This window comes from Roseococcus sp. GW821-FHT12F05 (assembly GCF_058806835.1).
The window spans coordinates 39,963-56,940 of record NZ_JBXAQB010000010.1 but is presented as its reverse complement, the minus strand read 5'-3'; the positions used below and the strand labels follow the sequence as shown (position 1 = coordinate 56,940).

Sequence of the window (16,978 nt, the reverse complement as noted above, 5' to 3'; positions counted from 1 at the left end):
GATGCGCTTCACCACGCCCGCCGGGAGCAACCCCATCGACCGCCTTGCGGTCGTCGGCCGGCCCGCCACGCGCATCGACGGGCCCCGTAAGGTCACGGGCACCGCGCCCTATGCCTATGAGCGGCACGACCTCGCGCCAAACCCGGCCTACGGCTGGATCGTGGGCGCCGCGATCGGCCGCGGCCGGGTCGCCGCCATCGACACCGCGGCGGCGCGCGCCGCGCCCGGCGTCCTCGCCGTCCTCTCGACGCTCGATCACGCGCCGCTCGCCCCGGGCTTCCGGACGACCATGCATCTGTTCGGCGGCGCCGAGGTGCAGCACTATCATCAGGCCATCGCCCTCGTCGTCGCCGAGACCTTCGAAGCGGCCCGCGCCGCGGCCCACCATCTCCAGATCCGGTACGAGGCCGAGCAGGGGCGCTACGACCTCGCCGCGGAGATGGCGAACGCCCAGCCCGTCGCCGACCGCGACGCGCCCGACTATCCCGTGGACGACCGGATCGGCGACTTCGAGGCCGCCTTCGCGGCTGCGCCCGTCACCGTCGACGAGCGCTACACGACCCCTGACCACACGCATGCGATGATGGAGCCGCACGCCACGACGGCCGTCTGGAATGGCGGCAAGGTCACCATCTCGACCTCGGCGCAGGTCGTCTCCTGGCACCGCCCGGACCTCGCCAAATGGCTCGGCGTCGCCCTGGAGGACGTCACGCTCGAGGCGCCCTTCATCGGAGGCGGGTTCGGCGCCAAGCTCCTCGCCCAGTGCGACGCGCCGCTGGCGGCGCTCGCCGCGCGGGTGGTCGGCCGTCCCGTCAAGGTCGCGCTGCAGCGGCCGCTCGTCATCAACAACACCACGCGCCGCGCGGGAACGCGCCAGCAGATCCGCCTCGGCGCCACGCGCGACGGCCGCCTCACCGCGATCGGTCATTTCAGCGTCAACGGCAACCTGCCCGGCGCCTTCGCCGAATCCGCCATCGCGCCGACCCGGCTCATCTACGCCGCTCCGAACCGCCACCTGGCGATGAAGCTCGCGACGCTCGACCTCGCCGAGGGCAACGACATGCGCGCGCCCGGCGAGGCGCCGGGGCTGATGGCGCTCGAGATCGCCATGGACGAGCTCGCGGAGAAGCTCGGCATGGATCCCGTCGAGCTCCGGATCGTCAACGACACCCAGGCCGATCCGCGCAACGCGCGACGGCGCTTCTCGGAGCGCCATCTCGTCGAGTGCCTGAGAACCGGCGCGGAGCGGTTCGGCTGGAGCCGCCGCAACGCCACTCCGGGCGCCGTGCGCGACGGCAAGTGGCTCGTCGGCATGGGCATGGCGGGCGGCTTCCGCCTCAACCTTCTCCTGCCCTCCGCGGCGAGGGTTCGTCTCGAGACGGACGGCCGGGTCACGGTGGAGACGGACATGACCGACATCGGCACCGGCAGCTACACCATCCTGGCCCAGACCGCCGCGGAGATGATGGGCGTCCCGCTCGATGCCGTGGCCGTCCGCCTCGGCTCATCGGCCTATCCGGTCTCGGCGGGATCCGGCGGGCAGTTCGGCGCCAACAACGCCACCTCCGGCGTCTACGCCGCCTGCGTGAAGCTGCGCGAGGCGGTGGCGGCGCGCCTCGGCCTCGACGCCGCCCGGGCGGTGTTCTCGGGCGGCCGGGTGACCGTCGGCGACAGGGGCGCCGCGCTGGCCGAGGCCGCGCGGGGCGGTCCCCTGACGGGCGAGGACGGCATCAGCTACGGCGATCTCGACAAGGAATACGTGCAGGCGACCTTCGCGGCACAATTCGCCGAGGTCGCCGTGGACAGCTTCACCGGGGAGACGCGCGTGCGCCGCATGCTCGCGGTGATCGACGCGGGGCGCGTCATCAACCCGCTCACGGCGCGCAGCCAGGTGATCGGCGCCATGACCATGGGCGTCGGCGCGGCGCTGATGGAGGCGCTGGCCGTCGATCCCCGCCTCGGCGGATTCGTCAACAACGACCTCGGCTTCTACGAGGTGCCGGTCCACGGCGACATCCCGCACCAGGAGGTCGTCTTCCTCGACCATCCCGACGACAAGTCGTCGCCGATGAAGGCGAAGGGGATCGGCGAGATCGGCCTCTGCGGCGTCGCGGCAGCGGTCGCCAACGCGATCTACAACGCGACGGGCGTGCGCGTCCGGGACTATCCCATCACCCTCGACAAGCATCTCGCCGGCCTGCCGCGGGTCTCCTGAATCCCTAGCTCGACGCCTTCATCGCCCAGTCGGCGATGACGGTGCTCGCCTCGGCGAAGTCCTCGATGCGCATCTCCTCCAGGGGCGTGTGGCTGCCGTTCTGGTTGCGCACGAAGACCATGGCCGAGGGGATGCCCGCCTGGGCGAAGGCGGCCGCATCGTGCCCGCCGCCCGAGGGCATCACCTTGTAGCCGATGCCCAGCGCCTCGGCCGATTGCCGCAGCGCCTCGCGCATGCCGGGATCCATCGGCGTCGGCTTGGATTCCTGGCCGGAGCTCAGCTCGAATGTCACGCCGCGGGAGGCCTCGATCTCCGCGACGAGCCGGTGGATCTCGGCATAGATGCGGTCCAGCGTCGCGGGCTCGGGCGCGCGGACGTCAAGGCTGAAGCCGATCTCGCCGGGAACCTTGCCGAAGCCCGCCTGGTCGGAGGTCCCGACGGTGCAGAAGGTGACGACCGAGGGCACGCCGGTTGCCTCCAGCTCGCCCCAGAAGAGGTCGAGCCGATGGGCGAACTCGGCGAGCGCCAGGGCCGCGTCGTGGCGATAGGCGCGCGGCGTGGCGCCGGAATGGTTCCACTCGCCGGTCACCTTGCCGGCGCGGACGCGGCGGTTGCCGGGCAGGGCGGTGACGAGGCCCACCGGGATTTCCTCCGCATCCAGCACCGGCCCCTGCTCGATGTGCAGCTCCAGATAGGCGTGGACCTTCTTCGGCTCGAGATACCGCTTCCCCGTCCGCAGCGCCTCGGGATCGAAGCCGAGCTCGCGCATGTGGTGCTCCAGCGGGAGGCCGGTGTCGGGTCGCAGGATCGCCAGGTTCGCGGGAGGAAAACTGCCGAGCGCACCGCGGCTGCCGGGGAAGCCGGTGAACCAGGCGCCGCCCTCCTCGGCGCGGATGGCCATCACGGTGACGTCGCGCTTCGGCGCGAAGCCCGCCTGCTTCATGCCGGCGACCACGGCCATGCCGCAGATCACGCCCGCGGCGCCGTCGTAGTTGCCGCCCTGCGGCACGGAATCGAGATGGCTGCCGAGGATGATCTGCGGCAGCGTGCGGTCCGTGCCCGGCAGGGTCATGTACATGTTGCCGGCGAAGTCGACCTGGATCTCCAGGCCCAGCTTCTCGGCCTCCTCGCGGACCAGTGCGTGGGCGATCTCCTCGCCGCGGCCATAGGCCTCGCGGGTGACGCCGACGCCGTCGAAGGTCTTTTCCCTCAGCGTGTCGAAGAGGCGGGAGGCGAGGGCGATGTCGGGGCGGATGTTCGTGCTCATGTCGCAGCAGCCTAGCGTGCGGGTTGCCGCTGCCAAGCCGTCCTCATAATGTTCCCGCACGCCGGCACACGGTCCATGCACAAGGACCGCAAGTCATGAATCGTCGCCAGATGCTCGGCAGCGCCGCCGCGCTGCTCGCTGCCCCCTCGCTTGCGCAGGCCCAGGCCGCGCGCGCCCTCCGCTTCGTGCCCCAGGCCGACCTGTCGGGGATGGATCCCATCATCACCACGCGCCAGGTCGTGCGCAACGGCGCGTTCCTGGTCTGGGACATGCTCTATGGCGTCGGCGCCGACTTCGCCGCGAAGCCGCAGATGTGCGAGGGCCACGAGCTCAGCCAGGACGGCAAGACCTGGACCTTCACGCTCCGCCAGGGCCTGAAGTTCCATGACAACGAGCCGGTGCTGTCCAAGGACGCCGTCGCCAGCATCCAGCGCTGGATGGGCCAGGACGTGATGGGCCGCCGCATCCAGTCCGTGCTCGCCGCCATCGAGGTGGTGGACGACCGGAAGTTCCGCCTCCGGCTCAACCGGCCCTTCCCCAAGATGCTCCAGGCCTTCGGCAAGGTGACGACGAATACGCTCTTCGTGATGCCCGAGCGCATCGCGAAGACCGACCGCTCGCGCAACATCACGGAATACGTCGGCTCCGGCCCGATGGTCTTCAAGAAGGAGGAATGGGTGCCCGGCGCCAGCGCGGCCTTCGAGCGTTTCGCCGGCTATGCCCCGCGCGAGGAGGCGCCGGACTGGCTCGCTGGCGGCAAGCGCATGCTGGTGGACCGCATCGAGTGGATCACCATGCCCGACGCCAGCACCGCCGCCGCGGCGCTGCGGCGCGGCGAGATCGACTGGTGGGAGCAGCCCATCCCCGACCTCGCCGCCTCGCTGCGCTCGGCGCGCGACGTGCGCATCGACATCTCGGATCCGCTCGGCAATGTCGCGCTGCTGCGCTTCAACCAGCTCTTCACGCCCTTCAACGACGTGCGGATGCGCCGTGCGATCCAGGCGGTGGTGAACCAGGCGGACTACATGAGCGCCGTGGTCGGCGGCGACGCCGCGCTGTCGAAGCCCATGCCGAGCTTCTTCACGCCGGGCACGCCGCTCTACACCGAGGTGGGCAGCGAGCCGATGCTGGCGCCCCGCAACATGGATGCGGCGAAGCGCATGCTCGCCGCAGCGGGCTATTCGGGCGAGACGATCGTGCTTCCCGCCGCCACCGACGTGCCCGTGGTGAAGGCGCAGGCCGAGATCACCGCGGACCTGATGCAGCAGCTCGGCATGAAGGTGGACTTCCTTGCCATGGACTGGGGCGCGCATTCCACGCGCACCGCGAGCCGGCAGCCGCCTCAGAGCGGCGGCTGGAATGTCAGCCACACCTGGGTCGCCGGCGCCGAATGCGCGAGCCCTGCGGGCTACAAGGCGCTCGACGGCTCGGGCGAGGCAGCGATCAACGGCTGGGCGAAGTCCGAGGCGGTGCAGACGCAGGTCGACGCCTGGTTCGACGCCACCGACACCGCCGCCGAGCGCAGCGCCGTGGAGGCCGCCAACCGCGCGGCCATGGAGGCGGTGCTGTTCGTGCCGACGGGCTTCTTCCTCAACTACACGGCCTGGCGGCGCAACGTCTCCGGCATCGTGAAGGCGCCGTTCCCCTGCTTCTGGGGCGTGGGGAAGAGCTGATGATCCATCTGTCTCGACGCACTTTGGCCCTCGGCGCCGCCACGTTGCCGCTTGCGGCGCGGGCCCAGCCCGCCTGGCCCTCGCGCCCCGTTCGCACCGTCGTGGCCTTCGCCGCCGGCGGCCCCGTGGACCTCGTGACACGCATCATCGGCGTCAATTTCGAGCGGAGCTTCGGCCAGCCCTTCCCGGTGGACAACCGCCCCGGCGCGGGCGGCCAGATCGGCACGGATTTCGTCGCGAAGGCAGCGGGCGACGGCTACACGCTGCTCGTCACTTCCTCGGCCGCGCATGGCGTAGCGCCGGGGCTCTATCCGAATCAGCCCTATGACGCGGTGCGCGACTTCACGCATATCGGGCTGATCGCGGGCGGGCCGATCGCGCTCATGGTCAATGCGCAGTCGCCCTACCGCACGCTCGCCGACTTCATCGCGGCGGCGAAGGCCAAGGGCTCGCCGATGACCTTCGGTTCCGGCGGCACGGGCAGCCTCGGGCATCTGACGGGCGAGCTCGTCTATCGGCGCCTCGGCATCGAGATGACGCATGTGCCCTATCGCGGCAGCGCGCCGGCGCAGGCGGATCTGGTGGCGCGCAACATCGACGCGATCTCGGACAACCTGGCCGCGCATGCCGCGCTGATCCGCGCGGGCACGCTGCGGCTGCTGGCGGTGGCGTCGCGCACGCGCAGCCCGAGCTTTCCGGACGCGGCCACCTATGCGGAGCAGGGCTATCCGGACCTCATCGCCGCGGCCTGGTTCGGGCTGTGCGGGAGCCCGGGGATTCCCGTGCCGATCGTGGAGCGGCTGAACGTGGCTTTGCGCGAGATGACGCAGAAGCTGGAGGTGCAGCAGCAGATCGAGCAGCTCGGCCTGCGTGCGGAGGGCGGAATGTCGCCGGCGGAATACGGGGCCTTCGTCGCGAGCGAGGTGGCGCGGTGGCGCGAGGTGATCCGCATCGCCGGCGTGAAGATGGAATAGGAATGTGGGTCCAGGGAGCGTGCTCCCTGGCGGGTGAGCGCGAGAGGGCGGAGCCCTTTCGCTCTACAGCGGCTCTCCGGCGCCCGTCCCGGAATGCGGCGTCGGAATGCACCACTCCTCTCCACGCGCCGTCGACACGTATTCCGGCCAGCGTAGGTCCACCGGCGGATCGAAGTCGGCCGGCAGCAGCGGCCCGACCCATTTCGTGCCGCCCACGCCGCCGCCGGTGCGCTCCTTGAACTCGGCTTGCGCGGCGGCCAGCGCCTCGGGCAGCGTGGCGAGGTCCACCAGCGTCAGCGCCATGGTCTTCCCGGCCACGAACATCCCGGGATCGACCGCGGCCGGCAGCCCGCCGAGCGCGTTGTAGGCCCAGTTCGGATAGGCATAGCCGCCCGTGGGTGGACGCAGCCGCGGCCGTCCCGCGAGCAGCCGCACGGTCGGCGCGTGCCAGGAGTATTCCACGTAGTCGTCGGCGCTGAGATGCTTCTGCCAGGAGGGAAGGGAGGCCCGGGCGCGCGCCTCGTTCTCCTCCGGCGGCGTCAGCTTGCTGACGGTGGCGATGAAGGGATCCGCCATCGGCTCCAGCCCCAGGTTCTTCTGGATCGCGCGGCCGAACTCCAGCGCCTCCTCCGAGAACTTCGGCGCGCCCACCGCCTGGAGGTTCTTCCAGGTCAGGTCGGTCATCGCCTGGTTCGGCAGGCCGACGCGCGTCTTCGTCACCCAGCGCACATGGGCCTTGCAGCTCGTCATCGCGGCGACGTGCTTCGCGTTGTTCGCCAGCACGCGCCAGATCTGCTCCTGGATGCCGAGCGAGGAGGAACGCCAGGAATACTGGATCTGCGAGAACCGCGGCACGAGGTTGTCCGAGGTCGCGCCGCCGTCGCCGAGCACGAACTCGTTCAGCGTCCAGGAGCCGGCATGCGGGAACATCGCCTCCTTCGTGTACTTGGTCGTCGTGTACATGAGGCACAGCGCGTCCAGCGCGCCGGGCGGCCGCGCCTGGGCATGCGCGCCCTCGATGGGCATGAGCGAGGGGTCGATCCACTTTTCCGGCTCATGCGCCTCGAAGCTGATGACCGCGCTCCAATAGGCGCCGAAATGCGTCTCTGACGTGACGGTGTTGTAGGGCCAGGGATGCCAGACCACGGCGGCGTCGAGCCCGTCGAAATACCCCTTCGCCGCGTGGATGGGCTTGGAACCGCAGACTTTTTCCGCGGGCTCGCCGAACAGCTTCAGCGTGCCCGCGACGCCGTGCTTCGTCATCGCGGCCTTCGCGCCGAGGATCGCCGTCAGCGCGGCCGTGCCGAGCATGGAATGCGGATCGGTGTGGCCCGCGGCGTAGGGATGCAGCCCCGCGCGCGGGGCCTCATAGGGCACGACCTGCTGCGAGTTGCCGGGCACCGCGTCGTATTCGGAGAAGCTGGCGAGAACAGGCCCACCGCTGCCTTGGCTCCACTTCGCCGCGAAGGCCGTCGGCATGTTGCCGGAGCCTTCCTCCACCTCGAAACCCTCGGCGCGCAGCAGGTCGACATAGTCGCGGGCCGAGCGGTACTCGCGCCAGGCCGGCTCGGCATAGGACCAGATCTTCGCGTTGAAGTCGGAGAGCCGCGCTTCGTTCGCAGTGATGTAGTCGAGTGCGCTTTGGCGCACCGCGTCGTTGCTCATTTGTGTTCCCTCAGACTGGCGTTCTGGTCTTACGCCCGGCGGACGTTCCAGAAGGTCGCGAAACCCTCATTGACGTCGCGGATGTTCGAACGGAAGGCGGTCGGCTGCAAATACTGGCCGAGCGGATAGTAGGGCACCTCGCGCATCGCCTCGAGCTGGATGTCGCGGCAGATGGCCTGCTGCGCCGCGAGGTCCGGCGCCTGGAACCAGGCGTCGCGCAGCTCCTCGATCCTCGGCATGTTGGCCCAGCCGCCATAGCCCGCATCGCCGTTGCCGCGCAGCGCGATATGGCCCGCCGGGTTCAGCCAGTCCGTGCCGACCCAGTTGGTGACGAAGGCGCTCCAGCCGCCCTCGGCGATGGTGCCGCGGCGGTTGCGGCGCTGGAGCATCGCGTTGAACTCGACGGAATAGACCTCCACGTTCAGCCCGGCCTGCTTGAACATGTCCGTCACGACAGCGCCCATCAGCGAGTTGGGCTCCGAGGTGGAGGGGATCATGAGCAGCACCTGCTCGCCGTTGTAGCCGGCGGCGAGCAGGTCCGCGCGGGCCTTGCCGTAGTCGCGCGGCCCGGTCAGCGGCGCCAGCCCGGCGTCCGAGGCCATCGGCGTGCCGGGGCCGAAGAAGCCGAGCGGCGTGTGATACAGGCTGGTCTCCGCCGGCCCGACCAGCGCCTGCATGCAGGAGACCTGGTCGATCGCGCTCCACAGCGCGCGGCGGATCGCCGGGTTGTTGAAGGGCGGCTGGATGTGGTTCACGCGCACCATGCCGACGAAGCCCGACTTGTCGAGCACGCGCACCGTCACGTTGCGGTTCCGCCGCATGAGCGGAAGCAGGTTGTGATAGGCGTATTCCTGCCAGTCCGCCTCGCCGGCGAGCAGCGCGTTGGTGGCCGTCGCGCTGTCCGGCATCACCGTCCATTCGACGCGGTCGAAATGCACGACCTTCGGGCCCGAGGTCCATTCGCGCGGGCCGTCGCGGCGCGGCACGTAGCCGTCGAACTTGGTGTAGACGACGCGCGCGCCCGGCACGCGCTCATCCGCCTTGAAGCGGAAGGGGCCGCTGCCGATCAGCTCCGGCACCTGGCGGAAGGGATCGGTGTTGGCCAGCCGTTCCGGCATCATGGCGCAGACCGGCACCGAGGCCTTGCCCAGCGCGATCGGCAGCTGCGGGAAGGGGCGCTTGAGGCGGAAGCGGATGGTGCGGTCGTCGGGCGCCGAGAGCTCGTCCGTCGCCGCCATCAGCGTCTCGCCGAAGGGATCGCGCTTCGCCCAGCGCCGGATGCTGGCCACGCAGTCGCGCGCCGTCACCTTCTCGCCGTCGTGCCAGCGCAGGCCGTCTCGCAGCGTGAGGTTCCAGAGCTTGCCGTCGTCCTCGACCGTGTGGCCGTCCACCATCTGCGGCGTCGCCTGGTAGCTGGCGTCCATGCCGTAGAGCGTGTCGAAGACCATGTAGCCGTGGTTGCGGCTGATATAGGCGGTGGTGGTGACCGGATCGAGCGTGATCAGGTCCTGCTGCGGCGTGAACTTTAGCGTGGTCGCGGATTGCGCGCGGACGGCGGAGGGGGCGGCCATTGCGGCCCCGGTGGCCGCAAGCAGGCTGCGTCGATGCATGGTGGGATACTCCTCGTCCGTAACAGCGATTCGGGCCGGAGAATGCGCCGATCCTCCCCCCATGCAACCCGAACGCGGCCGGCTTGGGACGCCGGGAACAGCCGGTTTGCCCAATCGGCCGGCCGGGTGGGCATCTCCTGGGCAATGGACACATTGAAGAACGGGCGGGTGAAAGCCGGAACCCGCCGCCGGCCTCGCCACGGCGGGGTCAGCCGCGCCGCGCCGCCTGGATCGCCGCCACGTCGATCTTCTTCATGCCCATCATCGCGGCGAAGGCGCGCTTCGCCTCATCGCCGCCGGCCGCCATGGCCTCGGTCAGCACGCGCGGCGTGATCTGCCAGGAGATGCCCCATCTGTCCTTGCACCAGCCGCAGGCGCTCTCCTGGCCGCCATGGCCGACGATGGCGTTCCAGTAGCGGTCGGTCTCCTCCTGGTCGTCGGTGGCGATCTGGAACGAGAAGGCCTCGGTGTGCTTGAAGATGGGGCCACCGTTGAGGCCGATGCAGGGGATGCCGGCCACGGTGAATTCCACTGTCAGCACGTCGCCCGCCTTGCCGGACGGGTAATCGCCGGGCGCGCGGTGGACGGCGCCCACCGCGCTGTCGGGAAAGACCTCCGCGTAGAAGCGGGCGGCGGCCTCGGCGTCCTTGTCGTACCAGACGCAGATCGTGTTCTTCGCCATGACGTGTCCTCTCGCGTTGGATTCAGGCCGCCTGGCCGGCGGTGGCCTGCTGGAAGGCGGCCATGTCCATCCACATGACCTCCCAGATATGCCCGTCCGGGTCCTCGTAGCTGCGGCCGTACATGAAGCCATGATCCTGCTTCGGGCAGGGATCGGCCGTTCCGCCGCCGGCGACGGCCTTCGAGACCAGCCCGTCCACCGCGTCGCGGCTCTCCGAGGAGATGCAGAGCAGCACCTCGCTGACGGCCTTGGCATCGGCAATGGGCTTCGGCGAGAACTGGCGGAACTTCTCATGCGTCAGCAGCATGACGAAGATGCTCTCCGACAGGACCATGCAGTTCGCGGTCGTGTCGTCGCAGAACATCGGGTTCTTCGCGAAGCCGGTGGCCTCGTAGAAGGCGGTGGCCCGCGCCAGGTCGGCGACGGGGAGGTTGACGAAGATCATCTGGGCCATGTCCGTTCCTCTCGTTGGGGACTGCCCCAAGGAACGAAGCGGTCCGGCGCGATCCTACACGCCGGCGGAAAAAACTTCGCCGGGCGGGAGGAACGCCGTCCCTCCCTCCCAGGGCGTCACGATCCGATCATCGGAAAGCGCGGCGGCCGAGACGGCCCGGGCGGCAGGCCGAGATCCTGCCGGATGTGGTCGTCCATCTGCGCCAGGGCCTGCGCCTCGGCCGAGCGCTGCTGCCAGGCGCGGATCGTCTCCTGGGTCCGCCGCGCGGCGTTCATCAGCATCTCCACCAGGGCCGCGCCGTTGGCGGAGGGCTGGGTCAGGGCGGAGGTCATCTTACTCATCATCGTGTCTCCTTCGGTATGCCGCGTGGTCATCTCGCGTGGCGGCCTGATGCCCCCGATGGCCGGGCCTTGCGTGTTCCGTCCGGAACAGCGCGATGGCATGCTGCCGACGTGGCCGAACCCCTGGACATCCGCCGCGCGATCGACCGGTCGCCGCTGCTCGCCGACGTGCCCGAGACCGCCAAGGCGCGGCTGGCCGCGGCCGCGCGCCCGGTGCGCTATGCCGTGGGCGCGCCGATCTTCCGCCGGGGCGACCCGGGCGAGGGGATGCTGCTGGTGCTGGACGGGCTGGTCCGCCTGCACCTCTCCACCTCGGCCGGGCGCGAGATGACCATCGGCCTCGCCGGCGCGGGCGAGCCGGTGGGCGAGATCGCGCTGATCGACGGCGGCCCGCGCAGCGCCGACGCCACCGCGCTCACCCCCGTCTCCGCCCTGCTGCTGCGCCATGCCGAGGCGAAGGCGATCATCACCGAGGAACCGGAGCTGGCGCTGGCCCTGCTGCGCACCCTCGCGGCCCGGATGCGCCGCACCACGGACCAGGCGGAGGCGGTGGCGCTGCAGCCTCTGCCGCAACGACTCGCGGCCGCCCTGCTGCGGCTCGCGGCGGTGGACCCGAGCGGTCTGGTCCGCCAGTCGCAGAGCCAGATCGCGGCCCTGGTGGCGGCCAGCCGGCCCAAGGTGAACCTCGCACTCTCCGAGCTGCGCGAGCGGGGCCTGGTCGAGCAGGCCCGGGTCGGGCTGCGGCTGGCCGATCCGGACGGGCTGCGCGCGCTCGCCGAGCACGGATGAGGTTCGGCGCGCTGGCCGCGGCCCTGGTGGCCGGCGCGGGGCTGTTCTTCGCCGGCACCGCCGGAGAGCTGCGCGAGGCGGGCACGGACGCGCTGATCCGCGCCTGGCCGCGGCCGGATGCCGCGGCGCCCGTCCTCGCCGTCGCGATCGGCGAGGAGGACCTGGCCGAGCTCGGCCCCTGGCCCTGGCCGCGCGCGACCCTGGCCCGGCTGGCGATGCGCCTCGCGGAGAGCGGCGCGGCGGCGGTGGCGCTGGACGTCTCGCTGGTCGATCCTGCCGAGGGCGACGAGGCCCTGCGCGAGGCGCTCTCCACCGTCCCCGGCGTTGTCGCCGTGCTGGAGGGCCCGCTGCCGGAGCCGCGCAGCATCCCCGTCGCCACGCTGGGTGCGCCGGATCTCGCCGGGCTGCCCGTGCTGGGCGGCGTCGAGCCGCAGCCCCTGCCGGACATCCCCGGCGGGCTCGACGCGCTGCCCGGCGGCACCGTCCGCGCCGTGCCCATGCTGGCCCGACTCGCTTCGCCCGGCGAGCCGCTGCTGCCCGGCCTGGCCCTCGCCTCGATCGCGGCCGCGCTGCGCGTGGAGACGCTGCTGCTGCGCAACGGATCGCCCGCGCTGATCCAGCTCGGCGAGGTGGGCCTGCCGCTGCCGCCGGACGGGCTGCTCCGCCTCGATCCGCCGCGCCGGCCGGTCCCGCGCGTCAGCGCCGCCGCCGTGCTGCGCGGCGACGCGCGAGAGGCGGCGCGCGGGCGCATCGCTGTCATCGGCGTGACGGCCGCCGAGGTGGCGCCGCTGCGTCCCTCGCCGCTCGGCCCCTTCACGCCGGCGCTCTACATCCAGGCCGAGGCGGTGGCGCAGCTCGCGGGCGGCTGGGTGCCGCTGCGCCTGCGCGGAGGCGCCTGGGCCGAGGCGGCGATCGGCCTTCTGCTCGGCCTGCTCGCCGCCTTCGCCGTGAGCCGCGCGCCGGGCCCCGGCTTCCTGCTGACCTTGCTGCTGACCCTCGCCTGGCCCGTCGCCGCGGTGGCGTCGCTGCGGCTGGGCGCGACGCTCGCCGACCCGGTCCTGCCGGCCGCCATCGCGCTGGCCGGCGGGCTCGCCGAGGCGGCGGCCACCGCCCGTCGCCTCGCGCGGGAGCGGTCCCGGCTGATGTCGCGCTTCGCGCATCGCCTGCCGACGGGCGTGGCCGACCAGCTCCTCGCCATGCCCGAGGCGGAGCGCCTCCGGCCGGAGCTCTGCCAGGTCGCCGTCGTCATGACCGACCTCGCCGGCTTCTCCGCCATGGTCCGCGCGGGCGAGCCGGCCGCGATCGTGGCCACGCTCAACGCCTATCTCGCCGGCATCGAGGCGGCGGTCCTGGCCCAGGGCGGCACGCTGGAGCGGCTGATCGGCGACAGCGTGCTCGCGGTCTTCGGCGCGCCCGTGCCGCATGACGACGATGCCGCCCGCGCGCTGGCCGCCGCCCGCGCCATCGACACCTTCGCCGAGGCCTTCCGGCAGCGGCCCGAGGCGCGCGCGCTCGGCTGGGGCGAGACGCGCATCGGCGTCACGGCCGGCGAGGTGCTGGCCGGCGAGGTCGGCGGCTCGCGCCTTACCTGGTCGGTCTGCGGCGACGCGGCCAACGTCGCCGCGCGGCTGCAGGAGCTGGGGAAAAGCCTCGGCCGTCGCGCGCTGGTCGCCGGCATCGAGGATTCGTCGCTGCCCGGGCCCCTGGGACGCTTCGAGCTGCGCGGCCTCGATGGCGAAGTGGAAGTCAGGCCGCTTAGCTGACCAGCGCCATCGCCCGGGCGATCCGCGGCGCGCCCCAGCGCACCACCGGTCCGAGCGGCCCGCCCGGCTCCGCCTGATCCACGCCCTCGCCGGGGCCGACCTCGGCCGTCGTGCCGCCCGCCTGCACCACCACGCGTCCATGCTCCACGAAGACGGCGCGCCGCCCGTCCAGCGGTCCTGCGAAGAAGCGGGTGCCGCGCACGCCGATGCGGGCCCAGGGCATCCGGACCTCCATCGGCGAGGTGCCGGCCTGCGGCGCGCGATCGACCAGCAGCGGGCCGTCGAAGACGCGCAGCAGCGTGCCGGGGCGCGGTCCCCCCAGGGTCATGGCGTCGACTCGCAGGCTGGCCTTCTCGCCCAGCCGGATCTCGATCCCGCCTTCCAGCCGGCAGGCCAGCCGCGCCGCCAGGCCGGTGCTGAGCGTGTCGTTCAGCAGCAGCGCATCCTGCACCGCCAGCATCCGCGTCGGCATGCCGGTGTAGTCCGCGCGCGCCTCGCCCGTGACGGAGGCGACCTCGCCGATGCGCGGACGGTCGGCCGCCCGGGCTTCGCGCAGGTCCAGGCCGAGCAGCACCGGGGCCGCCAGCGCGCGCCGTGGGATGGACATGGGAACCCTCCAGGAACTGTCAGTCCGCGCCCCACTACAGGCTGCGGCGCAGGGCGCGCAAATTCGATCGCGCCGGCCTTCGTCAGCATCGGCTACGAATGCAAAGCAAAGCTTTGAAAAGTCGTGAAAATCTGCCGGCCTGCTTACAGGCGGTTACACTTTGCCCCAGGAAAAAGGCACATCCGCCGCGACCTTGCCCGATCGAAACAGTTGGATGTGCATGTGGAAATCCTGAAGGAGGACACTACCATGCGCAGTCTTCTCATCGCTTCCGCGCTCGGCCTCGGCATCCTGTCGGCGGGCGTGGCCGTCCAGCCGGCGGATGCCGCGCCGTTCAACCCGGGCCAGATGGAGTTCGGCGCCGGCACGACGCCGGTCCAGTACTACCGCCACGGCTATTACGCCCGGCCCTATTACGGCCCGCGGCGCTACTACGGGCCGCCGCGCCGCTACGGCTACTACGCGCCGCCGCCCCCGCCGCGCTACTACCGGTACCACCCCCGCCCCTATTACGGCTGGCGGTAACGGCCGATCAGGCGACCGCCGGCTCGATGGTCTCGACCATCCACCGCGCGATCGCCGTGACGGCCGCGTCCGTGTGCGGCTGGCCCATGAGCTGGACGCCCATGGGCAGGCCGCCGACCGCGGTCATCGGCGAGGTCACCACCGGCGCGCCGAGCGCGGAGCTCGGCGTGTTGTAAACCGCGTCGCCCGTGGGACGCGGCGCCAGGGGCTCGCCCTGCCGGTCGCCCGGCCAGAGCGGCGCCGGACCCGGCGAGGAGGGGGCGATGAACGCATCCACCAAGGGTGCCATGGCGGCGTGACGCAGGCGGATCTCCTCGCGCCGCAGGATGAGCGACCGGTAGTCCGCGGGCGTCAGCTTCTCCGCCGCGGCGAGGGTGTTCTTGATGCGCTGGCTCACCCCGTCCGGATTGGTGTTGACGAGGTTGCGGTGGCCCCAATGGTTCTCCCAGCCCGTGATGGAATTGGTGAGGACCTGCACGCCCTGCAGCGACTCCTCGAAGGAGTCGAGCATGGGATGGTCGCCGCGGCGCAGCACGGTGACGCCCTGGGCGCGGATGCGCTCGATCAGCGTCTCGAAAGCCGCCTTGCTGGCGTCGTCCAGCAGGCGCCAGCCCTCCGCCTCCATCACCGCCAATGTCATGGGCTTGCGCGCCTCCGGCACCGTCGGGGGACCGAAGAGGCCCAGCCGGCCGGGATCGCCGCCCGCGCGCGTCGCGATCTCGATGGCCACCTGCCACATGTCCTCGATGCTGCCGGCATGCGGCCCATGGGTGCTCATGCTGGTCGCCTGGCGCTCGCCGCGGTTGATGCCGCCCTGCGTCGGCTTGAGGGCGAAATTCCCGCAATAGCCCGCGGGGCGGATGATCGAGCCGCCCACCTGGGAGCCGATGGCCGCCGGCACCATCCGCGCGCCCACCGCGGCCGCCGAGCCGGAGGAGGAGCCGCCGGGCGTGTGATCCGGATTGAACGGATTGGTCGTGGACGGGGGATGCGAGCCGCCGAGCTCCGCCGTCGTCGTCTTGCCGAGGATCACGGCACCGGCCTCGCGCAGCGCCAGGACCGCGGCGTTGTCGCGCTTCGGGAAATTGCCCTCATAGGCCTTGCAGCCCATCTGGGTCGGCATGTCCTTCGTCTCGAGCAGATCCTTGATGCCGATGGGCATGCCGTCGATCGGCGAGAGCGGCCTGCCGTCCTTCCAGCGCGCCGTGCTGGCATCGGCGGCCTCGCGCGCGCCGGCCTCGTTCATGACGACCCAGGCCTGCACCACCGGCTCGCGCTCGGCGATGGTGGCGAGGCAGCGCTCCAGATAGGCGCGAGGCGAATCCGCGCCCGTGGCGAAGGCCGGCGTGGCGTCGTGCCAGGTCAGCGCGCGGAATTCCTTGGGAGAGTAGTTCGGCATGCTGGGCGCCCTCCATCGGCGTCATGATAAGGAGTCGGATTGTCCCGCCGCGGCCTCTTGCATGCCGCGCGCTGCTGGCGGAGCATCCCCGCGAAACGTCGAATGGGGAAGCGGCCTTGGCGGAAAATCTCGACGCGGAGCTGGACGGGCTGGAGGCGGCAGCGAAGGGCTACCTCGCTCGTCACGAAGCGATCACCGATCCGAAATGGCCGGATGGCGCGCGCATCGCGGTGAACCTCACCGCCGATTTCGACGCCATGCTGCTGCGCCGCCTGAAGAACGAGCCGCCGATGCAGCTCGCCAAGGGCGAGTTCGGCGGGCGCGTCGGCATCTGGCGGCTGATCGAGCTCTTCGACAGTCACGGGATCAAGGGAACCTTCTTCACGCCGGGTCGCATCTGCGAGCTCTATCCGCAGTCCCTCGCCGCCGCAGCCAAGAGCGGCCACGAGATCACCGACCACATGTGGGAGCATCACGTCCCCAAGGATCCGGAGCTGGAGCGCGACCATCTCACCCGCTCCACCGAGGCGCTCGCGAAGATCGCGGGCTATCGCGGCGTCGGCACGCGGAGCGGGCACAGCCCGGCGTTGCTGCGCGAGCTCGGCTACATCTACCGCTCCAGCGGTTCGGCCAGCCACATGCCGCATTATGTGCGCGACGCGGACGGGCCGGGCGTGCTGATCAACCTGCCCTTCCACTACGCCATCGACGACGCGATGTTTTATTCCTTCGCCTGGCTGGGGACGCCGACCTCGGCGCAGCGGATCAGCGATCCGGAGCGCGTCATGGATATGTGGTGGGAAGCCTTCCTGCAGCAGCATGCGACGGGAAACGGCTACCTCAACATCTGCATGCACCCCTTCGTCTCCGGCCGTGCGCTGCGGACGCTGATGATGGACAAGCTCATCGCCCGGATGAAGGAGAAGGGCGGCGTGTGGTTCGACACCTGCGAGGCCACGGCGCGGCACTGCATCGCGGCGCAGCCCCCCAGCGGCGGCTGGAACTGAGGAGAGC

At 71.2% G+C, this 16,978-nt stretch carries 15 protein-coding genes; 7 read left to right on the top strand and 8 right to left on the bottom strand.

The annotated features are described in order from the left end of the window. Nucleotide 1 precedes the first annotated feature (1 nt). The gene (paoC, locus tag AC1ROY_RS22005; protein WP_493151034.1) at nt 2-2,215 is read left to right on the top strand and encodes an aldehyde oxidoreductase molybdenum-binding subunit PaoC; all 2,214 of its coding nucleotides are present in this window, start codon (nt 2-4) and stop codon (nt 2,213-2,215) included. A gap of 4 nt (nt 2,216-2,219) precedes the next feature. Here paoC and AC1ROY_RS22000 read toward each other — a convergent pair whose 3' ends face one another. Next, a complete protein-coding gene (locus AC1ROY_RS22000; RefSeq protein ID WP_493151033.1) occupies nt 2,220-3,482 on the bottom strand; it encodes a Zn-dependent hydrolase in 1,263 nt (420 codons plus the stop codon). A 95-nt stretch (nt 3,483-3,577) separates the two neighbouring features. Here AC1ROY_RS22000 and AC1ROY_RS21995 point away from each other — a divergent pair, with 95 nt between their 5' ends. Both AC1ROY_RS21995 and AC1ROY_RS21990 read left to right on the top strand, forming a co-directional pair. Beyond that, nucleotides 3,578-5,155 carry an ABC transporter substrate-binding protein gene (locus AC1ROY_RS21995; protein ID WP_493151032.1) on the top strand — a complete coding sequence of 526 codons (1,578 nt, stop codon included), beginning with the start codon at nt 3,578-3,580 and terminating at the stop codon, nt 5,153-5,155. Continuing rightward, nucleotides 5,155-6,129 carry a Bug family tripartite tricarboxylate transporter substrate binding protein gene (locus AC1ROY_RS21990; protein WP_493151031.1) on the top strand — a complete coding sequence of 325 codons (975 nt, stop codon included), beginning with the start codon at nt 5,155-5,157 and terminating at the stop codon, nt 6,127-6,129. Before AC1ROY_RS21995 ends, AC1ROY_RS21990 begins: the two co-directional genes overlap by 1 nt. Nucleotides 6,130-6,192: 63 nt before the next feature. Here the strand turns inward: AC1ROY_RS21990 and AC1ROY_RS21985 are convergent, their stop codons facing one another. From AC1ROY_RS21985 to AC1ROY_RS21965, 5 genes are all read right to left on the bottom strand, one after another. Then, nucleotides 6,193-7,794 (bottom strand): zinc-binding metallopeptidase family protein, encoded by a 1,602-nt coding sequence (locus AC1ROY_RS21985; protein ID WP_493151030.1) that lies wholly within the window; start codon nt 7,792-7,794, stop codon nt 6,193-6,195. Nucleotides 7,795-7,823: 29 nt separating this feature from the next. Continuing rightward, nucleotides 7,824-9,404, bottom strand: coding sequence for an ABC transporter substrate-binding protein (locus AC1ROY_RS21980; protein WP_493151029.1), 1,581 nt, complete (start codon nt 9,402-9,404; stop codon nt 7,824-7,826). 208 nt (nt 9,405-9,612) lie between these two features. Next, nucleotides 9,613-10,086 (bottom strand): VOC family protein, encoded by a 474-nt coding sequence (locus AC1ROY_RS21975; protein WP_493151028.1) that lies wholly within the window; start codon nt 10,084-10,086, stop codon nt 9,613-9,615. A gap of 22 nt (nt 10,087-10,108) precedes the next feature. Then, nucleotides 10,109-10,540, bottom strand: a complete 432-nt coding sequence (locus AC1ROY_RS21970) for a VOC family protein (RefSeq protein WP_493151027.1) — start codon at nt 10,538-10,540, stop codon at nt 10,109-10,111. A 116-nt stretch (nt 10,541-10,656) separates the two neighbouring features. Continuing rightward, nucleotides 10,657-10,881 carry a DUF1127 domain-containing protein gene (locus AC1ROY_RS21965; protein ID WP_493151026.1) on the bottom strand — a complete coding sequence of 75 codons (225 nt, stop codon included), beginning with the start codon at nt 10,879-10,881 and terminating at the stop codon, nt 10,657-10,659. Between the two features lie 111 nt (nt 10,882-10,992). Here AC1ROY_RS21965 and AC1ROY_RS21960 point away from each other — a divergent pair, with 111 nt between their 5' ends. Continuing rightward, nucleotides 10,993-11,670 carry a Crp/Fnr family transcriptional regulator gene (locus tag AC1ROY_RS21960; protein WP_493151025.1) on the top strand — a complete coding sequence of 226 codons (678 nt, stop codon included), beginning with the start codon at nt 10,993-10,995 and terminating at the stop codon, nt 11,668-11,670. Then, nucleotides 11,667-13,433 (top strand): CHASE2 domain-containing protein, encoded by a 1,767-nt coding sequence (locus tag AC1ROY_RS21955; protein ID WP_493151024.1) that lies wholly within the window; start codon nt 11,667-11,669, stop codon nt 13,431-13,433. The genes AC1ROY_RS21960 and AC1ROY_RS21955 overlap by 4 nt, the downstream gene beginning before the upstream one ends. Here AC1ROY_RS21955 and AC1ROY_RS21950 read toward each other — a convergent pair. Further along, nucleotides 13,426-14,040: a FecR domain-containing protein gene (locus AC1ROY_RS21950; RefSeq protein WP_493151023.1), complete on the bottom strand. Its 615-nt coding sequence runs from the start codon at nt 14,038-14,040 to the stop codon at nt 13,426-13,428. The genes AC1ROY_RS21955 and AC1ROY_RS21950 overlap by 8 nt on opposite strands. Before the next feature lie 249 nt (nt 14,041-14,289). Between AC1ROY_RS21950 and AC1ROY_RS21945 the strand changes: the two genes are divergently transcribed. Beyond that, nucleotides 14,290-14,565: a hypothetical protein gene (locus AC1ROY_RS21945; protein ID WP_493151022.1), complete on the top strand. Its 276-nt coding sequence runs from the start codon at nt 14,290-14,292 to the stop codon at nt 14,563-14,565. Between the two features lie 7 nt (nt 14,566-14,572). Here AC1ROY_RS21945 and AC1ROY_RS21940 read toward each other — a convergent pair whose 3' ends face one another. Continuing rightward, complete coding sequence (locus AC1ROY_RS21940; protein ID WP_493151021.1) at nt 14,573-15,964, bottom strand: amidase; 1,392 nt, start codon at nt 15,962-15,964, stop codon at nt 14,573-14,575. Between the two features lie 116 nt (nt 15,965-16,080). Between AC1ROY_RS21940 and AC1ROY_RS21935 the strand changes: the two genes are divergently transcribed. Then, nucleotides 16,081-16,971: a polysaccharide deacetylase family protein gene (locus AC1ROY_RS21935; protein WP_493151020.1), complete on the top strand. Its 891-nt coding sequence runs from the start codon at nt 16,081-16,083 to the stop codon at nt 16,969-16,971. Nucleotides 16,972-16,978: the final 7 nt, after the last annotated feature.